Raw genomic sequence first — 26,363 nt, forward strand, 5'->3', positions numbered from 1 at the left:
GAGGTGACTTACAATGAAACTTGGAGTATTTATGGTCTTGTTTGGGGGTCGCAAGCTGGAGGATGCTCTTGATTATGTAGCGTCCAAAGGTCTAAAGGCGGTAGAGATTGGTACAGGAGGGAATCCTGGTAACAGCCATTGTGATCCTAAGATGCTTCTCGAGAATGAGACAGCATTGAAAGAATTCAAACATGCTGTGGAATCCCGTGGATTGACGATCAGTGCATTGAGCTGTCACGGAAATCCCCTACACCCACAAAAAGAGCTTGCCCAGAAGGATCATGAGGACTTTGTGAACTCGGTCAAATTGGCGCAGAAGCTAGGAGTTCCAGTCGTTAATACGTTCTCTGGCTGTCCAGGTGATCATGAGGGTGCCAAGTATCCGAACTGGCCGGTAGCTCCATGGCCAAATGATTATCAAGAAATTCTGGATTGGCAATGGGAAAATAAAGTGATTCCTTACTGGACTGAATGGGGAGCCTTTGCCGCAGAGCATGATGTGAAGGTTGGTCTTGAGCTGCACGGCGGATTCTCCGTTCACACACCTGCTACTCTACTGCGGTTGAGAGAAGCTGCAGGTGAAGTAATCGGAGCTAACCTTGATCCGAGTCATATGTGGTGGCAAGGAATTGATCCAGTGCAGGCAATTCATATTTTAGGCCGCCAAGGCGCAATTCATCATTTCCACGCTAAAGATACAGTTATTGATCCAGTCAATGTCAATATGCATGGCTTAACTGATATGCAATCTTATACCAAAATGCTTGACCGTGCATGGCAGTTCCGTTCGGTTGGCTTTGGACATGATCTTAAGACTTGGGCTGATATTATGAGCGCTCTTCGTTTGGTAGGATATGATTATGTGGTCAGTATTGAGCATGAAGATGGATTGATGTCTGTGGAAGAAGGCTTCTCCAAAGCTGTAAGTAATCTTCAACAAGTATTGATTGAGGAGCCACTAGCAGAAATGTGGTGGGTTTAGATTAAAGGGTATAGATATAAGAAATGACGTGCGCAAGCACGTCATTTTTCCTGTATTAATAATCTGAATTTTAAACCATACAAATTGGAGGACGATCATGCAGCCGATAAAAATACAGAGAGAACACAAACTACAAATTACATCCAGCATTCAGGATTATTTTGAAACGGAGCTGTCTAGCGAAATTGGCCAATTAGCAAGTGAGAATCTTCTTGATTTTATGCTCAAAGAACTCTCACCTTATATTTATAATCAGGCACTGGCAGATGCCCGAAAAGTGATTGAGCAAAAGATGATTTCCATTGAAGAAGAATTGTATGCACTTGAGCAACCACTAACATCTGCTAGAAGATAGTCCGCAACATAATGTATTGTTTACCGCTGATTGGTAACCGTTACGTCTGGATCAGTCTCAGCTTCATAATCTACACCCTCAGTCTCAAATCCGAATAACTGGAAAAACTCCTGTTTGTAGCTTTCTAGATCTGTCAATTCATAGATATTGTCTGTCGTGAGTTTATCCCAGATTTGAGTCACTTGATCCTGTACATCCGGGGACATCTCCCAGTCATCGATTCGGATACGCCCTTCTTCGTCCACAGAAGTCCCTTCGATCGCATAAAGACGTTCTGCAAACAACCGATAGGTTTGCTCAATACAACCCTCATGAAGTCCTTTCTCTTTCATGACTTTGTATAGCGCAGAAGTGTACAGGGGGACGACAGGAATTGCTGAGCTAGACTGTGTGACCAGTCCTTTCGTAACTGCTACATAGGCTCGACCGTCTATACTAGATAGTTCATCGTTAAGAGTGTGTGCTGTTAATTCTAGATGATCTTTTGCGCGTCCAATCGTTCCCTTCCGATATACAGACTGGGTAATCTCCGGCCCGATATATGAGAATGCGATGGTGGTGGCATGATCGGCCAAAGCTCCGGCTTGATGAAGAGCTTCAATCCAAAGCTGCCAATCGTCACCACCCATCACTCGAATGGTATCATCGATTTCTTTGTCTGTAGCAGGCTCAATAGAAATTTGACTGACTTCACCCGTATGAAAGTTTACGGTTTTATTCGTGTAGGTATCTCCTATAGGTTTAATTACGGAGTTATAAACTTCACCCGTCACAGGATCTGTTCGACGGGCAGAAGCAACGCTGTAGATGACTAGATCAACTTGTCCCAATTCACTGCGAATCAGCTGTATGGTTCTATCCTTAGTTTCTTTGGAGAAGGCATCACCGGTTACGCTGTAGGATTGAAGTCCAGCTTTCTCTGCAAGTACCTCAAAGGCTGCTGAATTGTACCATCCAGCAGAGGCTGTACGGGCTCCATTGCTGCTGCTCTGGCGGTAGACGCCTACTGTGCTGGCTCCAGCCCCAAAGGCGGCTGTAATCCGTGAGGCGAGGCCATATCCTGTAGAGGCGCCAATGACAAGCACCTTGCGTGGTCCTTTGATCTCGGGTTGTGTCTGGATATATTCGATTTGCCGCTCTACTTGACGAGCGCAACCTTGCGGGTGTGCGGTAGTACAGATAAAGCCGCGTGTTCTAGGTTTAATAATCATGTTAATCGTTTCCTCTCTTTCATGAAAAGCAGGCTAATGAGACTCGTTTGTTCTAATTTTAACAATTTTCAATCAAATGGAGAAGGATTGTTTATCCTTTGATACTTATTTCATTATGGTGGTGAGATCTTGGAGAGCTTTACTAAAACAAAATTAACGACAGAGCAACAGAATGATTTGGTAGGTGTTACTTTTGGAAGCCATGTGAGCATTCAGCGAAGTACTGAACTGACAGGTGGCTATTTTAACGCAGCATATGACCTTTTATTATCAGATGGAAGAGACATGATTCTTAAGATAGCACCGTCAGCTGAAGCAGATACCCTTAGTTACGAGCATGATATTATGTCTGTAGAGGTTGCAGCGATGCGACTGATGAAGTCAAAAGGGACAGTACCTGTGCCTGAGGTATACGCTTATGATAACAGTAAAGAAATGATTTCAAGTGAGTTTTTTTTCATGGAGAAAATAGTTGGCCAGCCCTATAATGAAATTAAGGAAGCGCTAACTTCGCAGCAGAGAATAAGTATTGAGGAAGAGTTAGGTCGTTATTCCCGTTTAATTAATGAAATTCCTGGTGAGCGTTTCGGATTATTTAGTGCATCCACACCAGTGAAAGGAACTTCATGGCGGGAAACCTTTAAGCATTTGATAATGAATCTGCTTGAAGATGCACGTCGTTTAAAGGCAGAAATGCCCATTCCGTTAGAAACTGTTGAGGCAGAGATCAAAAGTCACTTACATGTTATGGACGCAGTCATTGAGCCTCGTCTAATACATTGGGATTTATGGGATGGCAATGTGTTTGTGCGAGAGGGCCGCATTGTTGCATTGATTGATTGGGAACGGGCACTTTGGGGCGATCCACTTATGGAATATTATTTCCGCTATATTGAGAATTCAGAGCATTTCTGTAGAGGTTACGGGAATAGCTTCGACAGCCCAAACGAACATGCCCGTAAAAAACTCTACGACTTATATATCGACTTAATTTACTTCATCGAGTGTTATTCGCGTAAGTACGATAGCCAAGGTCACCTTGAGTGGGCGCATGATAATCTGCTTGAGGGCTGGAAGCGGTTCATGAATTAACACATTTTTGACACAACTACAACATGACAGATAGGGAGACTGAGCAACAGTAGGGGAGAATTCTTATATTTGAACGCCTGAGTGTACATATTGATACCGTAAGTTTGCTGTAGCTGCTGTCGATACTACGTTTGTTTCATGATCATTTATGCACAAATAGCATTGCTTACTGATGTACATGACCATGTAACTTTTGCTTTGGTTGTATTATTCGTGTATATTTTGATAGTGGGCTTTAGAATCATGGCAGTATTCCTTCCATACCATTTATTGTATTTAGCAGTACCTAGTAGTTCTTCCTTATTCTCTATTTGCGTATTTTAAAGAGGAGCTATCGCAACTATTGAGCACGCAATAATTAGATCTAGTACTAAAGTGTGAGGTTAGCCGTATTTTTTTCAGAAAAATCTTGACTAGAACCCTTAAAACTAGATAAAATAATACTTATTGCTTACAACATGCTGAGAATCATTATCATAATTGACGAGGAAATGAGAGGGTGACAAGATGGAGCGCCTTTTAGAGGTAAAAGACTTAGCGATATCATTCAAAACACACGGCGGAGAGGTACAAGCAATCCGTGGTGTTAGCTTCCATGTAGATAAAGGTGAAACTCTAGCGATTGTTGGGGAGTCAGGTTCGGGTAAAAGTGTAACCTCACAAGCGGTTATGAAGCTAGTTCCTACACCACCAGGAGAATATAAACGCGGACAGATTCTATTCGATGGACAAGATTTGATTGGCAAGACAGAGAAGCAGATGCAGAAGATCCGCGGTAAAGAGATCGGTATGATCTTCCAAGATCCGATGACCTCTCTGAACCCAATGATGAAGGTCGGCAGACAAATTACTGAAGTGCTGCTTAAACATGAGAACATCTCCAAGGCTGATGCGAATAAACGTGGGATTGAGCTTCTCAATCTTGTAGGTATTCCTTCTCCAGAACGTCGCTTCAATCAATATCCACATGAATTCAGTGGTGGTATGCGTCAACGTGTTGTTATTGCAATGGCACTTGCTGCGAACCCTAAGCTTCTGATTGCGGATGAGCCGACTACTGCGCTCGACGTAACCATCCAAGCACAAATCCTTGATTTGATGAAGGAATTGCAGAAGAAGATTGATACGGCTATTATTTTTATCACCCATGATCTCGGGGTTGTAGCAAGAATGGCAGATCGTGTAGCTGTAATGTATGCTGGACAAATTGTTGAAATGGGAACAGCGGAAGAGATCTTCTACGATCCAAGACACCCATACACTTGGGGCTTGCTAGCTTCCATGCCAAGTCTAGAGAGCAAAGGATCTTTGCTAACAGCAATTCCTGGTACTCCTCCAGATTTGATCAAACCGCCTAAGGGCGATGCTTTCGCACTACGTTCCACTTACGCTATGCAAATCGATATGGAGAAAGAGCCTCCAATGTATAAGGTTTCGGATACCCATATGGTGAAGTCTTGGCTAATGCATCCGATGGCTCCTCAGGTGGAACCGCCGGCAGTTGTTAAGAACAGACAACGTGTGCTTAAGAATGCTTATCCAGAGCCAGTTTTGGTACAAGAAGGCGCTAATTAAAAAGATTATTTTACGTAAAATATAAAAGAAACGTCAGGCCATTTCGATGGCTTGGCGTTTTTTTATGTGTATGAATGTTCACTATTATTTAAATAAATATGAATTAATACGAACTTAGTTAAATAAAAGGATTGACTATTGTTTGTTTTCGTTTCAAAATGAAAAGGCATACATAGGAGGTATAACGATGAGAAAAGCAATTTTGACTACAATGATCAGCGTTTCATTATTAGCAGTAACCGCGTGCAATGACAATTCAGCTAGTTCCAGCAACACAAATAACGTAGCTGACTCTGCCCAGCCTGTCTTCAAAAATGTATCTGTACATGATCCGTCGATCATTATGGCTGATAACAAATACTATGTGTTTGGCTCTCATTTAGCATCTGCTAAATCAAATGATCTGATGTCTTGGACTCAGCTGTCCTCTGGGGTGGTAGAAGGAAACGTACTCATTCCTAATGTCAAAGAGGAGTTTGCTGAAGCATTAAAATGGGCACAGACGGATACCTTATGGGCACCCGATGTTATTCAATTGGCGGATGGCAAATTCTATATGTATTACAATGCTTGTAAAGGGGATTCCCCGTTGTCTGCACTCGGCATAGCTGTGTCGGACAATATTGAGGGACATTATAAGAATAAAGGAATCATTCTGAAGTCAGGTATGATGGGCAAGGGTGATGATGGAGAAGTATATGATGCCACTCAAAAGCCGAATGTAGTAGATCCGGATGTGTTCTTTGATAAAGAAGGGAAGCTGTGGATGGTCTATGGCTCTTACTCCGGTGGTATTTTTATTATGGAACTAGATGCTAATACAGGCTTCCCGCTGCCAGATCAAGGTTATGGCAAAAAGCTTCTGGGTGCGAACCATGCTCGGATAGAAGCTCCATATATGCTGTACAGTCCGGAAACGGATTACTACTATCTGTTCCTATCCTACGGTGGTCTGGCTGCAGACGGTGGATATAACATCCGTGTAGCTCGTTCAAAGGCGCCTGATGGACCTTTCGAAGATTCTGAGGGTCAAGATATGATTAATGCACAAGGATCGCCATCCGTATTGTTCGATGATCCAGCATATGCTCCTTATGGAGTGAAGCTAATGGGGAATTTCGAATTCTTGAATACAGATGACGAGCTGCCAGTGAGTGGAGAAGGATATGTATCACCAGGTCATAACTCAGCGTTTTATGATGAAGAGAATGGCAAGTATTATCTGATCTTCCATACACGGTTCCCGAATCGTGGAGAAAAGCACGAGGTAAGAGTTCATCAGATGTTTATGAACAGTGAGGGCTGGCCGGTTGTAGCCCCGCACCGCTATGGCGGAGAGAGCATAGAGAAATACACAAAAGAGCAAATTTCAGGCGAATATAAATATGTTAACCATAACAAAGACATTACGGCTGATATCGTGCAGTCGGAGCTGATTGAATTCACTAAAAGCGGTAAGATTAAAGGAGCAGTAAAGGGGAAATGGAAGCTTATTGATGATCATACTGCTGAGCTTACCATTGACGGTTCTACTTATAAAGGGGTGTTCCTGAAAGAGTGGAATGAAGCAACAGCTAGTAACGTTATGACGTTTACTGCGGTTTCCAAGGAAGGTATCTCTATCTGGGGGAGCCACGTATCAACGATGGAATAATAGATTTTTTTTGAAATTGGCAGTAGAAACGGGGTTCCACTTAGTCCTGAGAATGACTAAGCTGGAACCCCGTTTTATGGTTGAGTGGTCAATCTTCAAACTTTCGAATCACAATGACAGCATTATGCCCACCGAAACCAAAGGAGTTAGACATGCCTATAGTAAGATCAGATTTTCGCGCAATGTTCGGGACATAATCTAAATCACAGATGGAATCTTTGACCTCCTGATTAATGGTAGGTGGGATGATTCCTTCTTGAATGCTCTTAATTAGGGCAATGGCTTCTAGGCCACCGGCCGCCCCTAAGGCGTGTCCAGTCATGGACTTATTAGCGGTTACGGGAATCTGGTAGGCTTGATCACCGAATAACTTCTTTATCGCAAGGGTCTCAGAGCGGTCACCTACTACTGTACTCGTGGCATGAGCACTAATTACATCCACCTCTTTGGGCTGGAGATTAGCTTCATTCATGGCCAGCTTCATCGCTTGATAAGCACCAATTCCTTCTGGATGGGTGGCGACCATATGATAGGCATCAGAGCTGGCACCATAACCGATAACCTCTCCGTGAATCTTGGCGTTTCTACGCTGCGCATGAGAAAGTGACTCCAAAATAACTATTCCGCCACCTTCACCGATAACAAATCCGTCACGTTCCCCGTCAAAAGGCCGACTCGCCTTAATCGGCTCCTCATTTCGAGTGGATAAGGAGGTGGCATTGCCGAAACTGGCTAAAGAGATTTCAGTAATGGCTGCTTCTGATCCACCAGCAATTACGATGTCGGCACCTCCATAACGGATCAACCGGAAGGCTTCACCGATTGCCGTATTTCCAATAGAGCAGGCAGTTACTGGAGACATTGTAGGACCTAAGGCTCCTAATTTAATGCTGATCATCGCCGCAGCCATATTAGAGATCATCATGGGAATTAAAGTGGGGCTGACCCGATCTGGTCCGCGGCCCTTTAGCACATTCCCTTGTTCCATCAAGGTTTGAATTCCACCAACGCCTGATCCTACATAAACTCCGAGACGTTCCTTGTCAATCTTATCAAGCTGTAGACCGGAATGTGTCCAGGCATCTTCAGCGGCTGCTAGGGCGAACTGACTAAATCTATCCATTCTGCGTGCTTCTTTACGGCCAAATCTGGTCTCCGCATCGAAATCATGCACGATTCCCGCGATCTTTGTCTTAAAGTTAGAGGTATCAAATGAAGTGATTGGGGAAATACCCGACTCACCAGAAACTAGACGATCCCAGAATTGTTCTATTGTATTTCCAAGGGGCGAGATTAAGCCCATACCTGTAATAACTACGCGTTCCATAATGAACCTCCTCAAGAAGTGTATGTAGGTATTTTTCCACTTATTTTATCCTATTACAAGTTATCGTTTATCCTAGTATAATTTGTACTATACTAAAGAATGTAGCAGAGAGGAGAGGAAGCGTATGACTAATCAGACGAGATTGCAGGCATTATCAGATTTTTTAAAAGCACGCCGTGCAGCGATCTCACCCAGCTCTGTTGGACTGCCAGAAGGCACACGCAGGAGAACGCCTGGACTTCGCAGAGAAGAAGTTGCACAGTTAGCGGGAGTAAGCAGTACATGGTATACGTGGTTAGAACAGGGCAGGGATATTAAAGTATCTTCGTCTGTTCTGGACTGTATTGCGACTGCCCTAAAGCTAACTAATGATGAGCGGAAATATCTTTTTGCACTAGCACTAGAGACTGGAACAGGGAGCGTTCTATTTCAGCAAGAGGAATCCTCAGTAATTAGTCCTTCTCTACAGAAAATCTTACAGGAGCTTAAGACTTGTCCTACGATTATTTCAGACCGGCGTTGCGGGATTGTAGGTTGGAATGAGGCTGCAGCACATGTGTTTCTAGATTTCTCTAAGCTGCCCATTGAGGAGAGAAACATGATTCGTTTGTTATTTGTTCGTAAGGAGTTCAGACGTTTAGCTGTAAATTGGGAACAATTCGTAAGTGGTTATCTATCCATCTTCAGAGCGTATTACGGACAATATGTAGAGGATCGTTGGTACGATGAATTTATTGAGGAATTAAAGGGACTGCATCCAGCGTTTAATGAAATGTGGGAACAAAGTCGTGTAAGCTCTGCTCCCGATGTGCTATTGGAATTCAGACATGCCAAAGCAGGGAAAATGTTATTTCATTTAACCTCACTACAGGTTCAAGGCAGCACAGATTTACGTTGTAGTATTTATACGCCTGCCGCAGATTCAAATACTGAAATCAAACTGAAGCAGCTTATGGAGCAGCATAAAGAATGACTTAGGTTAGAAGTTCATAGAAAAGCATCTCTAGCTGAATTATCAACTAGAGATGCTTTAGAGAGCATTGTGAAATGAATCTATTAGAAATCTGATGTTGAGATTTCAATAAATCCGAATGTTGTGCCCGAAGGAGTACTTAAGAGTGCTGCAACCAACAGTGCATGAACTTGAAGTGTAAGACTATTGAATGCTGGAATCGTGTAAGTGATAACTGGAGCATTCACACGGGTTAATACCAGTTGTACCGGATGGTCCGAGATATTGTTTACTGTAACTGCAGCATTAATACCACCTGCAAGGTTTTCATAATATGATTTGCCAATGACAGGTTCTAAAACAAACAATTGAAGCGGTAATACGATGGCCATAGTAACGACCTCCTTTTCTTTTGATAGGATATACTATGCGATAAATCTATTGATGGGAGAGCGAATGACACGGTGAATTAGCACTTTTTGATAGGGGACAAGGAGCTTGTTATCACGGACACTACGATACTTATTCATAGAAAACGGGCATGTCCGGTAGCCGTCTACATGGCTATGGGACATACCCGTTTAATTGTCGAAAGATTAATGAGTGGCTATATTCTTTTTATTGGCGTGTTTACTTCCATAGATTCTGTACAATATCAATCCGAACAGCATACCGATAAATGACATCACGGAAATTGTTAAGTAAAGGACCTTACCGCCAAAGGCTTCATATAATGCTCCACCAGCATAAGATGCGAGAATACCTGATACACCGAAGAACAGTAGCGCCAACACAGTTTGACCCGTAGCACGCCATTCCACAGGCACAATACTATATAGATACTGAATAGCTGCGGAGTAGAATACCGGGAAGGTAAGGATTTGTAGAATCTGTAGATAAGCTAATAAATGCGGATCAGATATCCAGGCCGAAATAAAGAATCGAAGAAAATAAAAGGCTCCAGAAATTGAAATAATGATTAACTCTTTTCCTTTGCGCAACCACCAAAAGCTTAAGGCAAACACAATAATTTCACTCATTGCGGCGATAAAGAACGATTGACCAACTAATTCAGGACTGCCACCAAGCTCGCGAATATAAACCCCAAGGAAGGTATCGTTCATTCGTGCGGGAACGGAGCTAATAAATATGAGTACTAGAAATAGCAGTGTTTCTTTGTTACTAAGAAAATGCTTCAGGCTGTCAAGTGTGACCGGTTTACCGGTCACCGGAGCATCTGGCATGAACCAGCTGACCACAAAGCTTGTAAGACTAATCGCGACGAACAGCAAGGCCATACCTTGTGAACCGAAATAACTCATCACATAACCTGTGAGTAAGGCCATAACACCGTACCCCAATGCACCGTATGTACGTATCGAACCATAGCTAATTCCAGCTGCCTCAGAGATCCGGAAATTCAGGCTTTCAGCTAGCGGATCGATAGGCATTAAGAAGAAATAGAGCAGCATCGCAAAAAGAATAAGTCGTACGTAGCTGCTAGAATCGAATAAAAAGTATCCCGTTACCGCAGAACATAACAACAGAATTAACAGCACTTTGCGGATCGTTCTTGTTTTGTCACTGATCATCCCCCATAAGGGTTGAGCAATAATGGTAACAAACCCTCCAGTACCAATAATGAATCCAATTTGCGCCGGATTAAGACCTTGCTCCCCTAGATAGACTGGCAGAAAAGGAATGAACATAGCCAGCAACGCAAAATACAAAAAGTTAAACCCTCGTAATAGTGTTGGTGCATTCATAAGTTTTTTTACCTCACGTATTAATTAATATTTATATAGAGTCAATTTTGTTATTGTATCATGGATGTTGAATGATTAGGATATAAAACTATGATAAACTGAGAATAATTAAAGCAAAATGCAAGGAGAAAAGCCGATGATAAAGCTGGTATCATGGAATGTTAATGGCCTTCGGGCCTGTGTCAAAAAAGGGTTTAATGACTATTTTAAAGAAGTAGATGCGGATATCTTCTGTGTTCAAGAAACAAAGCTTCAGGAAGGGCAAATTACACTGGAGCATGGCGAAGAATACGATCAATATTGGAATTACGCAGTGAAGAAGGGCTATTCTGGTACGGCAATATTCACTAAAATCAAGCCGATCTCTGCGAGATATGGGATGGAAGAAGATGAAGAAGCAGAAGGCCGGATCATTACATTAGAGTTCGAACATTTTTATCTGGTCAACGTCTATACGCCTAATGCCAAACGAGATCTGTCTCGATTGGAATATAGAATGGAATGGGAGGACCGTTTCCGTAATTATCTCTTAGAACTGGACAAGCGTAAACCGGTTGTTGTCTGTGGAGACCTAAACGTTGCCCATGAAGATATTGATATCAAGAATGCAAAGGCTAACCGTGGGAACTCCGGTTTTACGGATGAAGAGAGAGGGAAAATGAGCACACTGCTAGAGTCGGGCTTCATAGATACGTTCAGATATCTTCACCCGGAGCTAGAGGGAGTGTATTCATGGTGGTCTTATATGCCGAAGGTGAGAGAGCGGAATGTGGGCTGGCGAATTGATTATTTCTTAGCTTCTTCTAGACTTGCACCTAATGTAATTGATGCTCAAATTGATTGTCAGATCATGGGTAGTGATCATTGCCCAGTCATGTTGAAGCTAGCTGATTTTTCGGAATAAAAGAAGTGATATAAGGCCGCTAAGTTCCTGCATAGGACAAAGCGGCCTTTCTTTTATTAACTATACCTATTGTATTCTTCCGATTATATCATCGAATTCAAGCGGTCCCATATTGACATTAATCCGTTGCTTAAGGATAAGCATGTTCTCTAGAATATTAATATCAAGTATAATCAAGAAAGGCATTTCAACAAATAGCAAGGACAACTGAAGTTGATCTTCTGCAGTCCAAGTAAAGCTGGACATAATCCGGTTCATGAAAGGCTCCAGGATGAGTGCAAAGCTTTCGAGCCATTGTCCTCGGCCTAATCTAATGACATTCTTTTCACCAAGTTTAGTTATTAAAGTAACTTCAGCTTCATCATTGTTGAAAGTGATAGAGATAGTAGCTAGTGAAAATTGGTTGTCATCGAGTGTATAGGTTATACCATTCAATTGATCTTCTTGAAAAGATGACCGCTGCAATTGTGGAGGGTCTATCGATAAGTTTTTTAGTTGGTCTGCCAATTTGGCTACTAATGCTTGTTCTTCCAGAAGAGGGACATCTTTCATATTGGGTAATAAATGCTCCCACACTGCATTCAAAATACCTTGAATACTATTTGAAGCGGCAGTAATAGCAATTACCGCATCCTGATCAGGAAGAACAACGCAGAGTTGTCCGAATGCGCCATCGGCGCGGTAGGCTCCGTGTTGGCATCTCCAGAATTGATAACCATATCCGAGCGCCCAGTCATGATCGCCTTCGCCATTGGAAATGTGTTTGGAAGTTGCCTCATTAATCCACTGTTCAGGCAGGATTCGTTGATTATTCCAGATCCCTTTTTGTAAGTAAAGCTGGCCGAATTTAGCGATATCCTCTGTGGTAATGCTTAAGCCAAATCCCCCCGTGTTAATTCCACGTGGACAAGACTGCCAAGTTGCTCCGTGAATACCGAGCGGAGCGAACAGACGCGGTTCTAGATATTCTAGCAGTGTTTGGCCAGTAACTCGTTGAAGGATCGCGGACAGCATGTAAGTGGCGCCGGTATTATATAGGAAATGTGTACCTGGTTGTTTCTCCACTGGGACTGAGAAGAAAGCTTTAACCCAATTCCCGTCTGCACTTTTATGAAGTGTGTCCATAGTATCCACGACATGCCCGGTACCCATCATCAATAGATGTCTGATTGTCATGTTGGATAGATTGTCAGTGATAGTCGCAGGAGCCTCTTCAGGGAAGAAGGAGATGACTGAATTGTCGAGTGTGATTAGCTTTTCTGTGACCGCAATCCCGATTGCCGTTGAGGTGAAGCTTTTGCTAAGGGAAAATAGCATATGTGGAAGATCGGACTTATAAGGAGACCACCAGCCTTCAGAGACCACATACCCATGCCTAAGGAGCATGAAGCTATGCAGACCTAAGCTTTGTGTCTCTACTGCATCAATAAAGCTGGATATTGCGGCTGATGATATGCCCTGCTCTTCTGGAAGACTTCTAGACAACTGCAAGCTACTTGTAGTTTCCATTCATTCATCTCCTAAATTTTGAGAATCCTTGCCTTCCTATTTTATAATAAATTCCATTGTATAAATACTATATAAAATGAAGATTTTTAATCCTCTAAAGAGCTGCTGTTGGAGGCATCGGTATGCAATCTTTTCTCAGGCCATGAAATAACATGCGAGGTTCGGCTTAATTTCTCATAGATTAGCTGGTCATCTTTTTTGAATACCTTAATGACTAAATGAATAAAGAAAACTAAATCGACCAGTAGAACAATGAGGTAAGCGACCGTTCTCAATGGTGAAGATAGAAGCCCTGTCACATCAGAATCGATAACAAGCGCGTGAAGTCCAAGTAATATCCAATATAGCAGACCATATCGGATCATAAGCGCCCAGAAAGAAGCTCGATTACCTTTGCTCGTCACCCGAATACGTACAATCCATTTGCCTAAGGTCCGCCCACCAGTGAAAGCTGGAATCAGGATGAAGTAAATCCCTGTTACAATCCAGAAAGCACTTTTTACATCGAATCCATAAAGTACACCAAACCCAATGATCCACACCATACTATCGATGAAAAAGGCAATCCCTCTGCGGGTATAGGAGACTCTTTTGGCAGAACGATCGATATTCGTATCCAGTTGTTCTATTTGTGGCAGTAACCCGTTTATCCAGATAGCAATTCGGAATCCAAAGATCCCTCCCAGTGTGTTGGTAATAAGATCATCGACATCAAATAGACGGTAGGGATGATCAAAAAAGCCGTAGATGCCTGTAACCTGAGTGACCTCAAAAGATAACGAAAGCATGAAAGACAAGAGAATACACATTCCCCAGCGCGTTCGAAAATAGTAGCCCAGAAACAATCCAAACGGCACTGTCAGAGCGATGTTAAATATCACCTGTAAAAAAGCGGGCTCTCGTAGTAAAGACCAATACGTTGAAATCTGATCAGGTATGATCTTAGAGCCGTCTATAATATCTTGTATGAACTGAAGAGGGATGAGCTGCATGATACTCCCTGAAGGCGCCATATTATGTCTTGAGGAAGGCATCGGAAGCAATACGAGAAAATAAGCGTTCATCAGATAGAGCAAGAGTAAGTATAGGATTAAAGCTCTAAGCTTATGAATGTAGCCGTGTCTACGGTATTGAACGATTAGAAAAGGGAGCGTGAAGATCAATGCCGCTATAGGAAACATCATAAAGGCATAAGAAATTGGGAAAAAGTAAGAATGAAACATAAGTCACCTGCCGAATCATTGTTTTTGTGGAAGAAAGGAGTCTGCTGCAAACTAGCGTTCCCGGCTCATTATAAAATTTTATGATAGGGAACTCAACTTATTTATTTAGCGCTTCCGGCATACATATGTTTATAGAGGAGCGTGAAGTGATGGAGAAAAAGGTACAGCAGTATTATCGTCTGAAGCAAAAGCAAAAGGAAATTGAAAAAGAATTGGCAGAGCTTCGGCAGGATATTCTTAGCTATTGTAGTGAGCAGGGGGCCACCGAGACTGAGATTGGAAGCTACAAAGTGAAGCTAGTGATGCAAAATCGCAAAGAATATGATGATCTCAAGTTATATGAAACCTTATCAGACCCTGAAGTGTGGCGTATGCTTTCCAAATCAGATCCCGCGAAGATAGCAAGTTTGACCAAGCTTAACGTAATCTCTGAGGACAAGATAATGCATACCTATTCTTTAAAGACGGTAACGTTACTGCAAGTAGATAAAAAATAAAGATTTACGTGAGCGGTTCCTTTCATGGGGGCCGCTTTATTATATCGAATCGCAACTCTTAGCATTTTGCGTTAAAATAAGAAGTGAAGCTGACCGTCTGCTGTTAAGGAGCTCCGGTGCTTTGGTGCGACAGTAAAGCAACCATAGAGATGGAGGAAGAGAATTCATGAAAGATTTTGATGTCATGTTAGAGAAATATGCGAACCTGGTTGTAAAAGTAGGTGTAAATGTACAACCTGGACAAGTTTTAATGGTGCATGCACCTATTGAAACGGTAGAGCTTACTCGCTTGATTGTAGGTAAAGCCTATGAAGCAGGTGCTAAATATGTAATTGTTGATTGGGACGATGAGGCGACTACACGTATTCGTTACGAAAAAGCCCCAGAATATTCCTTTGATTACTATCCACAGTGGCAAGCAGAAATGATGGAGAAGTTTGCGGAAGAGAACGGCGCCATCTTACATATTAAAGTACCAGATCCGGAACTGTTCAATGGTATTGATTCTTCCAAAGTATCAAGAGCAGTTAAGGCGGCAGCTGTTGCTCGCAAAAACTACTCTAAATATACTCGTAATAGCAAAATTAGCTGGTCTCTCGTCAAGGCTCCAACGCGTGCTTGGGCGAACAAGGTGTTTGCTGATCTTCCAGAGGAAGAGCGAGTAGAGGCTATGTGGGAAGCGGTATTCCAGATGAATCGTGTAGGTAGCGAGGATCCAGTTGCCGCGTGGAGAGAACATATCGGTCAATTGAAAGAAAGTCAGGATAGAATGAACGCTAAGCGTTATAAAAGCTTGCATTACCGCGCTCCGGGAACGGATCTGCATGTGGAGCTTCCAGAAGGACATCTTTGGCGTGGAGGCGGCGGAGAGAATGATAAAGGCGTGTATTTCGTGGCTAATATGCCAACGGAAGAGATCTATTCCATGCCACATCGTACAGGTGTGAATGGTACCGTTAGAAGCACACTTCCATTGAATCTGAACGGACGTTTGGTAGAAGGCCTTTCCTTCACTTTTAAAGATGGAAAAGTAGTAGCATATGAAGCTGAATCCGGACGTGAGCATTTGACTTCGCTGCTGGCAACCGATGAAGGTGCATCCTATTTAGGAGAAGTGGCTTTAGTGCAGCATGATTCTCCAATCTCTTGCTTGAACCGAATTTTCTACAATACAGGGATTGATGAGAATGCCTCCTGCCATTTCGCGTTGGGAAGTGCTTATCCTGTCAATATTGTAGGCGGCACAAAGCTTACGAATGAAGAGCTTGTCGCACGAGGTGCTAATGTCAGCTTAACACATGTCGATTTTATGATTGGTTCAGCTGAGCTGGATATTGACGGAGAATTGGCGGATGGTACGATTGAGCCGGTATTTCGTAAAGGGAATTGGGTGCTGTAAGGAATACATTTAAGGTCGTAACCTCGCTTTAGGAGATTACGGCCTTTTCCTTTGCTAAAAAGATGTGTGTTATAGAAAGTGTTTTTATTTAGAAGCGGAGATATCCATATTAAATAATATTTTCTTATAAAAACAGCCGGAGCTCTCTCCAATAGAGAGTCCGGCGTTTTTTTATTGCCCTTAGAGATCAGTTTTATTTTGAAAAATAATTAAGGCCCATAGCCTCTCGTACTTCGGACATCGTTTCTTGAGCAATGTTGCGGGCACGCTTAGTTCCGGATAATAAGATATCCTCAACAACCTTGGGTCTGGCTGCATAATAGGAGCGACGCTCACGCATTGGTTCAATTAGCTGGTCTAGAGCTGTCGTGATAAGCTGCTTACAGGCTGAACAGCTTATACTGCCACTTTCGCAGCTATCGTGAATTTCTGGGGCGCCATGCGAACGAACAGCACGATGATAAGCATAAATGGGACAAATATCGGGATGCCCAGGATCATTTTTATGAACACGGGCTGGATCAGTTGTGGCTTTGCGGATTTTGAAGGTGATCTCTTCCTTCGTGGAGTCCAGCTCGATGGCATTACCTAGGCTTTTGCTCATTTTTGCATTGCCGTCTGTTCCCACTAGTCTTGGGGTCTCGCTGATAAGTGCTCTGGGCTCCACAAGGATGGGGCTGTACAGCTCGTTGAATCTACGTACGATTTTGCGGCTCAACTCCAGATGGGGAAGCTGGTCTTCTCCTACAGGAATAATCGTCGCTTTACAAAAGGTTATATCGGCAGTCTGGCTTACTGGATACCCAAGAAAACCATAGTATAGTTCATCTAAGCTGGAATTTTTCGATTCGGCTTTAATGGTAGGATTGTGCCGCAACGAATTTACAGTGACGAACATGGAGAACAGAACAGTCAGCTCAGCGATCTCAGGAACCATAGATTGGATAAATAGGGTTGTTTTATCTGGATTTATACCCGCCGATAAATAGTCCAGTGTGATTTCATTCAAGTTTTGACCAAGGTGTTGAGGCCGATCAAAGTGAGTCGTTAGGGCTTGAATATCTGCTAAAAACACAAAAGTATCATATTGCTCCTGTAGAGCCACTCGGTTCTGTAAACTGCCCACGTAATGGCCAAGGTGCAGCTTTCCGGTCACTCGATCTCCAGTTAATACACGTTCTTTTATCATTTAAATTCCTCCTGTTTTGTCGCTTTTGATTAATATTGAGTCGCCACCACCAGCCATCATCCATGGCCATCACCTCCTTAAAATAGCAAAAAAACCTCATCCAATAAGGACGAAGTTGTCGTGGTACCACCTTAATTGATCGTGTTACCATACGTTTCGTTGGCTTTACGATCTTCTCTTACCTGTACGAAAGAGGGTTAAAGATAATCTCCGATACAGGTCCCTTGATAACGGCGGGAACCCCGGCTATCCCTACAGCATCCTAGAGAGATGGTTCGGAAGAGCAACTCTAAAGGCCATTCGATCAAACGCTGGACACCGGTTCGCAGCAACCACCGGCTCTCTGAAGTCCATGTTCATTTGTCTACTTACCCTTTTTCAGCGTTGTTCATGATATTTGGGTAATTGTAATTCTGATAAGTGAGTTTGTCAATAGGTGGAAATTAGAGGATGATATTCGAAGTATCTAGGTTTTATAATCTAGTAAAAGTATAACTTAAATGTATATAATCATCAGGAATTAAGTCCAATCTATCATTGCGGATTCACAATATACTATTCTATAACCTTGAAATGGAGTGATGAAAAATGGCGACAATTATAAGTTATGGGTCACAGGCAAAAATCCCGTTAGACCCGTTTACTACTGCTATAACGGTTGCAGGGATTCCTGGAGCTGGAGCGGGTCTAGCCACGGCGCAAGTAAATATTAGTCCGGCTAATCCGGCCTCTTTCTCCAGCAGAGTCGAGTTAAATGGTAGTTTTAGTCTTACTGCACTTGCTAACAGCCAATTTCTTGTTTTAATCCGACGTGCTGGAGTCGATATTTATAGATCCTTTTTTCGTTTTACTACAACTACTGATATTCAATTAAATGTTCAGTGGGTTGATGGTCCTTATATTGGAATCCACAACTATGAATTGGTAATTCAGAATGACAGTAACTTGCCTATAAATCTATTTGGACCCATATCATTCACAGCAACTGCTATAGGAGGAGATGGCGTAATTTAAGTTACGGGACAGTTAAATCGATCTGATTTAGCTGTCCTTTTTTTCATGGGGTAAAATTTATTTATTTAAAATGTTGTCCTCTAAAACAGCATATTTATCGCCATATTGCTTAATGATATGTTGTTCTCCCCAATTACATAGAGAAGTCAAAATGTCGCTTAAACTATCACCATACTCACTAAGCTCATATTCCACTTTGGGTGGAACCTGATTGTATACGATCCGGTTGATAATTCCATCGGCCTCAAGTTCGCGTAGTTGCTGGGTTAACATTTTTTGAGTAATTCCGGGCATTAACTGTTTGAGTTCCGATGTTCGTTTTTTGCCATGAGTTAAATGACACAGAATTACACATTTCCATTTTCCTCCGATCACTTCGAGTGTGGCCTCAACAGAAATGTTGTATTTTTTCTTGATAGTTGTCATGATATCCTCCAATGTATGGGTACTTTTTAGTACCTATGGTACTTTTAAGTGCGTACTATTGATTATGTCCAATTTTACTTATCATAACATTTATCGTTCTTTTTTTATAGAATGTTATAATTTTAAGTGCTCAGTCCCAAAAAAGTTAATACAAATAAAAACCGTTTCTATACCCTCCCCGTCTTAATCTATGAGAGGCTTAGGAGAGGGGGCTAAGGAAGGATATGACGATGACTAATGCAGAAATGAAGAAGGTAACGATTCTTGATTCTCGGAGCGAGACGGATTTCTACGATTCTATATTGGTACATAGAGAACAGCTATACAGTATTGCCTATAGCTACTTGCGTAACCGGAATGATGCGCTTGAAGCGATGCAGGAAATGACTTGCCGGGCCTGGATCAAAAGAAAAACGTTAAAGGATCCAAAAGCGTTTAAATCATGGATCATTCGGATCCTGATTTATGTCTGTATAGATGAACAAAGACGTAGAAAGCGTTCCATGCCGCTTGTTGACGAGAGAATAGGAGAGCAGATTACGCACATTGGCCATCATCGGATGGAAATGCTGTGGGCACTTGAACAGGTTAAACCCAAGTATCGCCATGTGCTGCTGCTTAAATACTATAACGATATGACCTTAAATGAGATTGCTAAAATACTGGATAAACCTGAAGGAACGGTCAAGACATGGCAGCATAAAGGACTCAAGCAGTTAAGAACGATCATTAAGAATCGGGGTGATTGGAACCATGAGTAGTCAGGAGGAGCTTGCCATGTTAATCGATGCTGAACGGATCCCACAGGAGCAAAAAATGGAGAGTGCAGCCGCACAAATCTATGCCATTCAAGCAGGACTCGAACTAGGTAAAAAGCGGGGAAAAAAGCTAATGTTCGCTAGAAGCGCTATGGCTGTACTGACTGCATCTGTTTTGATTGCAGGTTTACTTTTCTTCAATCCAACCCAATTGATGCCACAGCAAGCCTCTACAAGTATTGAATTCAGTGACTGGGGCGAGCTAGAATCTTTTAAGAAAGTAGCTTCGTCTGATATTGATGCTCTTACTTTAGAGTCAGCGATCCGTAATGATTACGTGCAGATCGTGAATAAAAGTACTGAGAAAAATGGGTATAAAATCACTCTGAATGCTGTGATCGCTGATGAAAATAAAATTATAATGCTGTATACAGGGACTACAAGCGATGGGCAGGAAATTTACAGCGTGAATAGTGTGTGGCTGACAGATGCTGAAACAGGGCAGAGCATAATAGATGAAAATGGTTATAGAAATGGAATGGGGTCACATGCTGAGGATAGTATTTATACATGGCTCGGAAAAACTATCTATCCACTAGATAAGAATAAAGCATTTCCAAGAGAGGTGGTTGCTAATTTTCAGATTGCGTCAGTGGATCCAGGAATGCTAATAAAACCGAAAACGGGAACTAATCTAGCTGACATGCGCTATTCTGATCGTTTAAAGGTGAGCTTCGCTATTGATCCAAAATTCTGGGAACAGAAGACCGAGACGGTAGTTATAAATCAGCCTTTTATGATTGACGGGCATGAAGTGAATCTTGCACAAGTGGAGCTTTCTCCATTAAGTATAGTAGTCAAATATACGCTAAGTGAGGATTTAAAAACTAATTGGGAGATCAGGAATGAGTTATTTGGAAAGACCCCCAGTGAGTTGACATCGCGGGTTGGGAAGCGCGAATTGAAAAATAATTCTATTGGTGGAAGGGGGAGTGAGGATGGATTCACAAGCTACTTTAGCAGCAACGTATTGGATCATCCAAAATTCATTCGTTTGAAGCTTGATGCGGGGCCTGATCGCGAGAAAGAGGAGTATATTGATATCTTGAAAAAATAAGCAGCAAGTGATGAGAGTGAGAATGTGATGGGATTTGTAATGCAGAAAAAGGTCCGCCAACAGCGACCTTTTTTTGTTTTCTAGAAGATTAAATATGATTATAAAGTCCTTTTTAAATAGTGCTATAATAGCTCTTTGAGTGTTCTGAGCTGTATTTTTGATCTATATGAACTAGGGGTGATAGATTTGAGCGTAATCCGTATGGAGAACGTAACTAAGAAATATGAGAATACTTTGATTTTTCGAGATATATATTTTCGAGTTAGCAAGGGTGAACGGATTGGGTTAATCGGACGAAATGGTGCGGGGAAGTCTACTGTATTTAAACTGATGATGGGAAAAGAGGAGCCAACAGCAGGGAAAGTAGAGTTAGATCCCAATGTGAAGATCAGTTATTTCTCTCAATTCTCGGAGCTTTCCGGCTCCTTGTCTGTACAGCAAGAGTTAGAATTGTGCTTTGAGCAGGTAGCGCTTATCGAACAGGAGCTTAACCAAATCGGGGAACAGCTTGGACAAGTGACGGATGATGACCAGATGAATACACTTTTAGAGCGGCAAGCGGCGCTTTTTGAACAAATGGATCATTTGGATGGCTGGAATGTATCTGTAGAAATCAACACTGTTCTGACGAAGTTGGGCTTCAATGAAAGATCACGGCATCAACCTGTAGATGAGTTATCGGGAGGATGGAGGAACCGTGCAGCACTGGCTAAAGTCTTAATTGAAATCCCCGACGTCGTATTGCTCGATGAGCCTACTAACTTTTTGGATATCGAAGGGATCGTATGGTTGGAGCAGTGGCTTCACCGTTTTAATGGGGCGATGATTCTCATCTCCCATGACCGGCAATTTATTGACAGAGTAGTCACGCGGACGATAGAAATCGAGAATTATCATTTTCAGGAATATGAAGGCAATTACACCGACTATGTTCGTAAAAAGAAGATGCGCAAAAAGGTGCTTGATCGTCAATTCGAGTGGGAAGAAGAGCTTCTACTTATGGAGTCTGAAGCGATTGAAACCCGCGGGAATAAAAAGTCCCTGAAGGATCGTCTATCACGAAAACTGACAGATATGAAAAAGCGTGTGGAGCCTCATCCAGTGAACGTACTGATCACCGATATCTACAGTAATTTACGGTTTCCGGATAAGCTTGGTGAAGTGAAGGGAATTGGACAAAGCTATGATGGTCGGACGATATTCCAGAACATTAGCTTCGATATTCAAAAGGAAGATCGAATAGCTATTGTGGGGCCTAACGGAAGCGGGAAGTCGACACTCATAAAGGTATTGACTGGGCAAGAAGAGCCTGAAACGGGTGGTGTGACTTGGGAACGTGGGGTCAGCTACGCGTACTTCAATCAGATGTGGGACGAACTCGATGTTAAAGATACAGTCAGTCATGCCGTAAATGTGTATGGGCTGGGACTCGATGCTCCGCGGAAAAAAGTGAACAAATTTCTATCGATGCTACAATTCTCGGAAATGGATCTGAGCAAAACGATCGGCAGTCTGTCAGGTGGACAGCAGGCCAGAGTAGCGTTAGCGAAATGCCTTCTCTCTGGCGCGGCTGTCATTATTTTGGATGAGCCAACGAATCATTTAGATTTGACGAGTATTCAGGTGATGGAGCAAGCACTCATTCACTTCCCTGGAGCCGTAGTTACCGTCAGTCATGATCGCTTCTTCATCGATAAAATTGCAACGAAAATGCTTACCTTCGATCCTGAAGCAGGAATCACTGAGCAGAATGTTTAGGATTATGCTGGCAGTCGGATGATCACGGTCGTCCCTTCACCTACTTGACTGGTGATTTCGATCCCATAGGGTTCACCAAAATGAAATTGAATACGATCATGAACATTTTTTATACCAATATGATCTTCATCTAGGGTGTCTGATGGTTGAGAGAGACGAAGACGTAACTGTTTAAGTTTCTCTTCATCGATACCAATTCCGTTATCTTTAACGATAATTAGCATGTCATCCCCCGAAATCATCGAGGAGACTTCAAGGAGACCCTGTTCACTTCGACACTCCAGTCCATGGACGATAGCATTCTCAACGATGGGTTGAAGGGAAAAGTGCATGACTTTAATTATTTCGGTATTAGGTTCTAGCTGTTCAATATATTGAATTTTGTCCCCAAAACGTAATTGTTGAATTTTTACATACAGCCGGACGTGTTCAAGTTCTTCTCGCAGGGTTACGGTTATCTTTCCGGTCTGGATATGAATCCGAAACAATCTACCTACAATCCCCACCATTTCGCCAATCTCTCTTTGCCCATTAATGATGGCTTTCATTTGAATAGATTCAAGTACATTCGCAAGGAAATGTGGATTGATTTGGCTTTTAAGGGCGCCGTATTGAGCTACTTTTTGCTGTGCTTTGGCCATAGAAGATCGCTCGATATAATTTTGCAGGTCTTTCACCATTTTTCGGATTCCATTGTATAGAACACCAAACTCATCTTGACGATTACTATACAAATCCACATCAAAGTTCCCCATCCCCACCAGCTTAACCTTTCGGCTTAAAAGAATAATAGGCTTAGTGACACGCTCCGATAGGATATACATGAATAAGATCGCAGTGACAAGCGACAAGAGCGCTAATGTTAAAATGATTTTTCCGAGAAAAGTGGCTTGCTTAGTCATCTCTTTTTCATCTATATACTGTATGACCTTCCAGTTGGAATAGGGAGACGTAACAAAGTTAATGTACGAGTCTTTATCGTCAAAAGTACCATAAAAGCTCCCCGTATCATTGTTCATGAAAGTATTAAGCGCCTGTGGTTCTATAGGGATAGGTTGTAAGGGTGAGGTCTCCAAGATGTCAGAGCTGTAAACACTACCGCCCTTATCGTCTAAAATAATGAATTTTCGTTTGCTATTCTCCGAGAGCTTTAAGATTTCACGTAATGAATCCAATCGGATATCGATTAACATGACGCCAATGGGCTGCTTGCTTCCTTTTTTATTAATGACTCGGGCAATAGAAATGACGGATTGTTTGGAATTGGTGCGATAGAAGGGGACATGGCTGCCAAATAGAATCACTCCGCCTTTTTTCTGCTGGGTCTGTAAATACCAATCCTCCTGGGTATAATCCTTCACATCATAATCCGCACGATTGAAATTGGCAGAGTAGAACACACGTGATCCCGAAAAAATCTGCACACTATCAACATTTTTAATCGTCATCTCAATCCCGCTGATGAAATGCTCAATCGTGTTTCCATACTGAATATTCAGGTCATTTCCGACGTCGTATTTATGGATCGTCCAATGCTCAAGTGCGGTTTGGAGCTGGCTATCTACCTGTGCGTTCAGTGTACCTTTATCAATACTTTGAAGATATTGGTCAATGTTGAACGAGAGGTTATTAAGAATCAGATTAGAGCTGCTCTGGTATTCATTTTTGACGGCTTGGTTTGAAAAAATATAGATGATTGCCGATATGATCAGAAGTGGAATGGTAATGGTCAGAATCATCAGCACGAAAATCTGACGATTGACATGCCGCATCCGGAAGCGTCTCTTTGGTTGCTCTATCTGCATCATTTTAGGTCACCAGCCTGATTGTTTTCTATAGTCTGATGGGGTCATGTTCGTGATGCTTCGGAAGGTTTTAACGAAATGCTTATAGCTTTTGTAACCACACATCGTACAGACATCGGTCACTAGAATCTCCGGTTTTTTTAAGCATTCCTGCGCATATTCCATCCGAATCTCGGTTACAAATCGCATGTAGTTCTTATCGAGTTTTCGTTTGAACAGGCGACTTAAATAAGACGGATTATAGAAGAATCGATCTGCTACCATCTGCAGAGTCACTTCTTGATCAATATTTTCTTTAATGAAGGATTTAATATGCTCGAATATGATCACATCCTGTTGGTGGTTGTGTGTCAGTCCTTCGGTATAAACAATCCCTAAATGAATCATCCACCTGCCAAGCCAGTCAAAAAGCGTCTCAAGCGAATCAAAATCATCCACAAAGGTAAGGTTCAGGAGCTTTTCGCTGTACACACCTTCGATATGGATGTGGTTTTTATTGGCGAAGCGGATTATAACACTTATGATTTCCTGAAGAAATGCGAGCCAGTAATCAGGAGAAGAGACATCGGTTTTACTCAAAATATCTTGAGCCAGGCGGTGCATCAGCTGGAGCGTCTCTATTTCGTTAGAACTTTCGATACAGGAGATCATCCGTTTCTTATCGTTCTCATCTAGTTGAATTAAGGATGGTTTCTGAGAATTTGAGTTTTCTATCCATTGTGGCACATAGAATAACCTGCAATCTCTCATGTAAAAGCGTTGATATAACATTCGATCGGAATCGTGCAGCAAAGTATGTATTTGTGCAGGGTTCTCCGTCGTCTTACCTATAACTAAATAGAGGCCTAGATGATGTTCTAGCGTAAGCGCCTTCAGATATTGATCGATTCGTATCTGTACTTGAGTTTGAAGAGGGAAGTTGTCAGTAGAAGACGGAGATCCCAATACAATAAGACCATAGAGCTTTGTTTTAGATGAATATGTAAAAATAGAGTGCGGTGTAGAGGCATGGAGATACTCATCGACTGCGTAATGAATGAACTTTTCCGCATATTCTCTCATCCATAGGGTGGATTGCGAGCGCGTTTCTCTCATAGGAATGCCAGTCAAAACAAAGGGGAGATAAAGATAGTAGTTACTGTTGAAATTACATAGTTCATGGATAATAGCATCATCTATTACTGAATGTTCTTCCTCTAGCAACAGCTTTACAAGTTGTGCCCCTTCCAGATTAGAACGTTTTAATCTATCCTGTCGCTTTAGTTGGAGCTTGTTCATACACTCTTGTATCACTAAGAGGCTTTCCTCGTATTCCAAAGGTTTGAGCAAAAAAGCATGTACATTCCCTAGTTTAATAGCCTTCTGCGCGTATTCGAAATCGTTGAATCCTGTCAAAATGATAAATAATGTATCAGGAAGCAGATTGCGAATCTGCTCAATCATTTGAAGACCATTCATTTCGGGCATCCGGATATCGGTGATCACCAAATCGGGCTTCTCGCGCAATGCGGTGGCCATACCTTCTTTTCCATTTTCTGCTTCAATAATGCTGTGAACCCCGAGCTCCTCCCAAGCAAAGTAATGTTTTAAGCCCGTTCGTATTAATGGTTCATCCTCTACAATCATTAGTTTGTACATGAAATCCCTCCGGAAGACTAGAATTATAGTGGATCACTCGTAAGAGAATACCATTAGATGTAAGATTAAAAGGGTTACATTAAGGCAAAAAAGTGAAAAAATATAAATTCAATTGTTAATAGGTGGAATATGTAATGTATTATAACATTGAAGAGGGATGGATTGAAGGGATATGTCAGAAATGAACCCTAAAAGTAAAAGGAGTGGGATTC

The 26,363-nt window shown here is 42.2% G+C and carries 23 protein-coding genes and 1 other annotated feature; of the genes, 13 read left to right on the forward strand and 10 right to left on the reverse strand.

Features of this window, described 5'->3' with window-relative positions:
• Positions 1 to 13: 13 nt before the first annotated feature.
• Both MKY99_RS12360 and MKY99_RS12365 read left to right on the forward strand, forming a co-directional pair.
• A complete protein-coding gene (locus MKY99_RS12360; RefSeq protein WP_042187542.1) occupies positions 14 to 982 on the forward strand; it encodes a sugar phosphate isomerase/epimerase in 969 nt (322 codons plus the stop codon).
• Between the two features lie 97 nt (positions 983 to 1,079).
• Positions 1,080 to 1,337, forward strand: a complete 258-nt coding sequence (locus MKY99_RS12365) for a DUF2164 domain-containing protein (protein WP_042187544.1) — start codon at positions 1,080 to 1,082, stop codon at positions 1,335 to 1,337.
• A 20-nt stretch (positions 1,338 to 1,357) separates the two neighbouring features.
• On the opposite strand, the gene fabV is transcribed toward MKY99_RS12365, so the two are convergent.
• The gene (fabV, locus tag MKY99_RS12370) at positions 1,358 to 2,548 is read right to left on the reverse strand and encodes an enoyl-ACP reductase FabV (RefSeq protein ID WP_339247555.1); all 1,191 of its coding nucleotides are present in this window, start codon (positions 2,546 to 2,548) and stop codon (positions 1,358 to 1,360) included.
• A gap of 129 nt (positions 2,549 to 2,677) precedes the next feature.
• Here fabV and MKY99_RS12375 point away from each other — a divergent pair, with 129 nt between their 5' ends.
• The 3 genes from MKY99_RS12375 to MKY99_RS12385 all read left to right on the forward strand — a co-directional run bounded on the left by MKY99_RS12375 (position 2,678) and on the right by MKY99_RS12385 (position 6,869).
• Positions 2,678 to 3,640, forward strand: a complete 963-nt coding sequence (locus MKY99_RS12375; RefSeq protein WP_339270753.1) for an aminoglycoside phosphotransferase family protein — start codon at positions 2,678 to 2,680, stop codon at positions 3,638 to 3,640.
• A 507-nt stretch (positions 3,641 to 4,147) separates the two neighbouring features.
• Complete coding sequence (locus tag MKY99_RS12380) at positions 4,148 to 5,215, forward strand: ABC transporter ATP-binding protein (RefSeq protein ID WP_076282847.1); 1,068 nt, start codon at positions 4,148 to 4,150, stop codon at positions 5,213 to 5,215.
• A 187-nt stretch (positions 5,216 to 5,402) separates the two neighbouring features.
• A complete protein-coding gene (locus MKY99_RS12385) occupies positions 5,403 to 6,869 on the forward strand; it encodes a glycoside hydrolase family 43 protein (protein ID WP_339270755.1) in 1,467 nt (488 codons plus the stop codon).
• 88 nt (positions 6,870 to 6,957) lie between these two features.
• Here MKY99_RS12385 and fabF read toward each other — a convergent pair whose 3' ends face one another.
• Positions 6,958 to 8,196 (reverse strand): beta-ketoacyl-ACP synthase II, encoded by a 1,239-nt coding sequence (fabF, locus tag MKY99_RS12390; protein ID WP_339270757.1) that lies wholly within the window; start codon positions 8,194 to 8,196, stop codon positions 6,958 to 6,960.
• 124 nt (positions 8,197 to 8,320) lie between these two features.
• Between fabF and MKY99_RS12395 the strand changes: the two genes are divergently transcribed.
• Complete coding sequence (locus MKY99_RS12395) at positions 8,321 to 9,169, forward strand: helix-turn-helix transcriptional regulator (RefSeq protein ID WP_339270759.1); 849 nt, start codon at positions 8,321 to 8,323, stop codon at positions 9,167 to 9,169.
• An 83-nt stretch (positions 9,170 to 9,252) separates the two neighbouring features.
• Here the strand turns inward: MKY99_RS12395 and MKY99_RS12400 are convergent, their stop codons facing one another.
• Together MKY99_RS12400 and MKY99_RS12405 are read right to left on the reverse strand one after the other, a co-directional pair.
• Positions 9,253 to 9,540, reverse strand: coding sequence for a hypothetical protein (locus tag MKY99_RS12400; RefSeq protein ID WP_076299411.1), 288 nt, complete (start codon positions 9,538 to 9,540; stop codon positions 9,253 to 9,255).
• Between the two features lie 204 nt (positions 9,541 to 9,744).
• Positions 9,745 to 10,914: an MFS transporter gene (locus MKY99_RS12405; RefSeq protein ID WP_076299410.1), complete on the reverse strand. Its 1,170-nt coding sequence runs from the start codon at positions 10,912 to 10,914 to the stop codon at positions 9,745 to 9,747.
• Between the two features lie 139 nt (positions 10,915 to 11,053).
• Here MKY99_RS12405 and MKY99_RS12410 point away from each other — a divergent pair, with 139 nt between their 5' ends.
• Entirely contained in the window at positions 11,054 to 11,818 is a 765-nt protein-coding gene (locus MKY99_RS12410; RefSeq protein ID WP_339271611.1) for an exodeoxyribonuclease III, read from the forward strand.
• A 66-nt stretch (positions 11,819 to 11,884) separates the two neighbouring features.
• On the opposite strand, the gene MKY99_RS12415 is transcribed toward MKY99_RS12410, so the two are convergent.
• Positions 11,885 to 13,327, reverse strand: a complete 1,443-nt coding sequence (locus MKY99_RS12415) for a serine hydrolase (RefSeq protein WP_339270763.1) — start codon at positions 13,325 to 13,327, stop codon at positions 11,885 to 11,887.
• Between the two features lie 86 nt (positions 13,328 to 13,413).
• Positions 13,414 to 14,550, reverse strand: a complete 1,137-nt coding sequence (locus tag MKY99_RS12420; RefSeq protein ID WP_339270765.1) for a VanZ family protein — start codon at positions 14,548 to 14,550, stop codon at positions 13,414 to 13,416.
• A 149-nt stretch (positions 14,551 to 14,699) separates the two neighbouring features.
• On the opposite strand from MKY99_RS12420, the gene MKY99_RS12425 reads away from it, so the two are divergent.
• Both MKY99_RS12425 and MKY99_RS12430 read left to right on the forward strand, forming a co-directional pair.
• Positions 14,700 to 15,047 carry a hypothetical protein gene (locus MKY99_RS12425; RefSeq protein WP_076282841.1) on the forward strand — a complete coding sequence of 116 codons (348 nt, stop codon included), beginning with the start codon at positions 14,700 to 14,702 and terminating at the stop codon, positions 15,045 to 15,047.
• A gap of 166 nt (positions 15,048 to 15,213) precedes the next feature.
• Positions 15,214 to 16,446 (forward strand): aminopeptidase, encoded by a 1,233-nt coding sequence (locus MKY99_RS12430; RefSeq protein ID WP_339270767.1) that lies wholly within the window; start codon positions 15,214 to 15,216, stop codon positions 16,444 to 16,446.
• A 193-nt stretch (positions 16,447 to 16,639) separates the two neighbouring features.
• On the opposite strand, the gene trpS is transcribed toward MKY99_RS12430, so the two are convergent.
• The gene (trpS, locus tag MKY99_RS12435) at positions 16,640 to 17,635 is read right to left on the reverse strand and encodes a tryptophan--tRNA ligase (RefSeq protein WP_339270769.1); all 996 of its coding nucleotides are present in this window, start codon (positions 17,633 to 17,635) and stop codon (positions 16,640 to 16,642) included.
• A gap of 102 nt (positions 17,636 to 17,737) precedes the next feature.
• Positions 17,738 to 18,026: a binding site (T-box leader), on the reverse strand.
• Positions 18,027 to 18,223: 197 nt separating this feature from the next.
• Between trpS and MKY99_RS12440 the strand changes: the two genes are divergently transcribed.
• The gene (locus MKY99_RS12440) at positions 18,224 to 18,649 is read left to right on the forward strand and encodes a hypothetical protein (protein ID WP_042127063.1); all 426 of its coding nucleotides are present in this window, start codon (positions 18,224 to 18,226) and stop codon (positions 18,647 to 18,649) included.
• A gap of 57 nt (positions 18,650 to 18,706) precedes the next feature.
• Here MKY99_RS12440 and MKY99_RS12445 read toward each other — a convergent pair whose 3' ends face one another.
• Positions 18,707 to 19,075, reverse strand: a complete 369-nt coding sequence (locus tag MKY99_RS12445) for a winged helix-turn-helix transcriptional regulator (RefSeq protein WP_042187569.1) — start codon at positions 19,073 to 19,075, stop codon at positions 18,707 to 18,709.
• Positions 19,076 to 19,299: 224 nt separating this feature from the next.
• Here MKY99_RS12445 and MKY99_RS12450 point away from each other — a divergent pair, with 224 nt between their 5' ends.
• The 3 genes from MKY99_RS12450 to MKY99_RS12460 all read left to right on the forward strand — a co-directional run bounded on the left by MKY99_RS12450 (position 19,300) and on the right by MKY99_RS12460 (position 22,708).
• On the forward strand, positions 19,300 to 19,836 hold the full coding sequence (locus tag MKY99_RS12450; protein ID WP_042187570.1) for a sigma-70 family RNA polymerase sigma factor: 537 nt from the start codon (positions 19,300 to 19,302) through the stop codon (positions 19,834 to 19,836).
• Positions 19,829 to 20,950 (forward strand): DUF4179 domain-containing protein, encoded by a 1,122-nt coding sequence (locus tag MKY99_RS12455; protein ID WP_339270773.1) that lies wholly within the window; start codon positions 19,829 to 19,831, stop codon positions 20,948 to 20,950. Before MKY99_RS12450 ends, MKY99_RS12455 begins: the two co-directional genes overlap by 8 nt.
• Before the next feature lie 186 nt (positions 20,951 to 21,136).
• A complete protein-coding gene (locus MKY99_RS12460) occupies positions 21,137 to 22,708 on the forward strand; it encodes an ABC-F family ATP-binding cassette domain-containing protein (protein ID WP_339270775.1) in 1,572 nt (523 codons plus the stop codon).
• 2 nt (positions 22,709 to 22,710) lie between these two features.
• Here the strand turns inward: MKY99_RS12460 and MKY99_RS12465 are convergent, their stop codons facing one another.
• Both MKY99_RS12465 and MKY99_RS12470 read right to left on the reverse strand, forming a co-directional pair.
• Entirely contained in the window at positions 22,711 to 24,516 is a 1,806-nt protein-coding gene (locus tag MKY99_RS12465; protein WP_339270777.1) for a sensor histidine kinase, read from the reverse strand.
• Positions 24,517 to 24,522: 6 nt separating this feature from the next.
• On the reverse strand, positions 24,523 to 26,151 hold the full coding sequence (locus tag MKY99_RS12470; protein ID WP_339270779.1) for a response regulator: 1,629 nt from the start codon (positions 26,149 to 26,151) through the stop codon (positions 24,523 to 24,525).
• Positions 26,152 to 26,363: the final 212 nt, after the last annotated feature.

It is taken from the genome of Paenibacillus sp. FSL R5-0470, assembly GCF_037975205.1.
In the GTDB taxonomy this organism is placed as follows: Bacteria; Bacillota; Bacilli; order Paenibacillales; family Paenibacillaceae; genus Paenibacillus_AQ.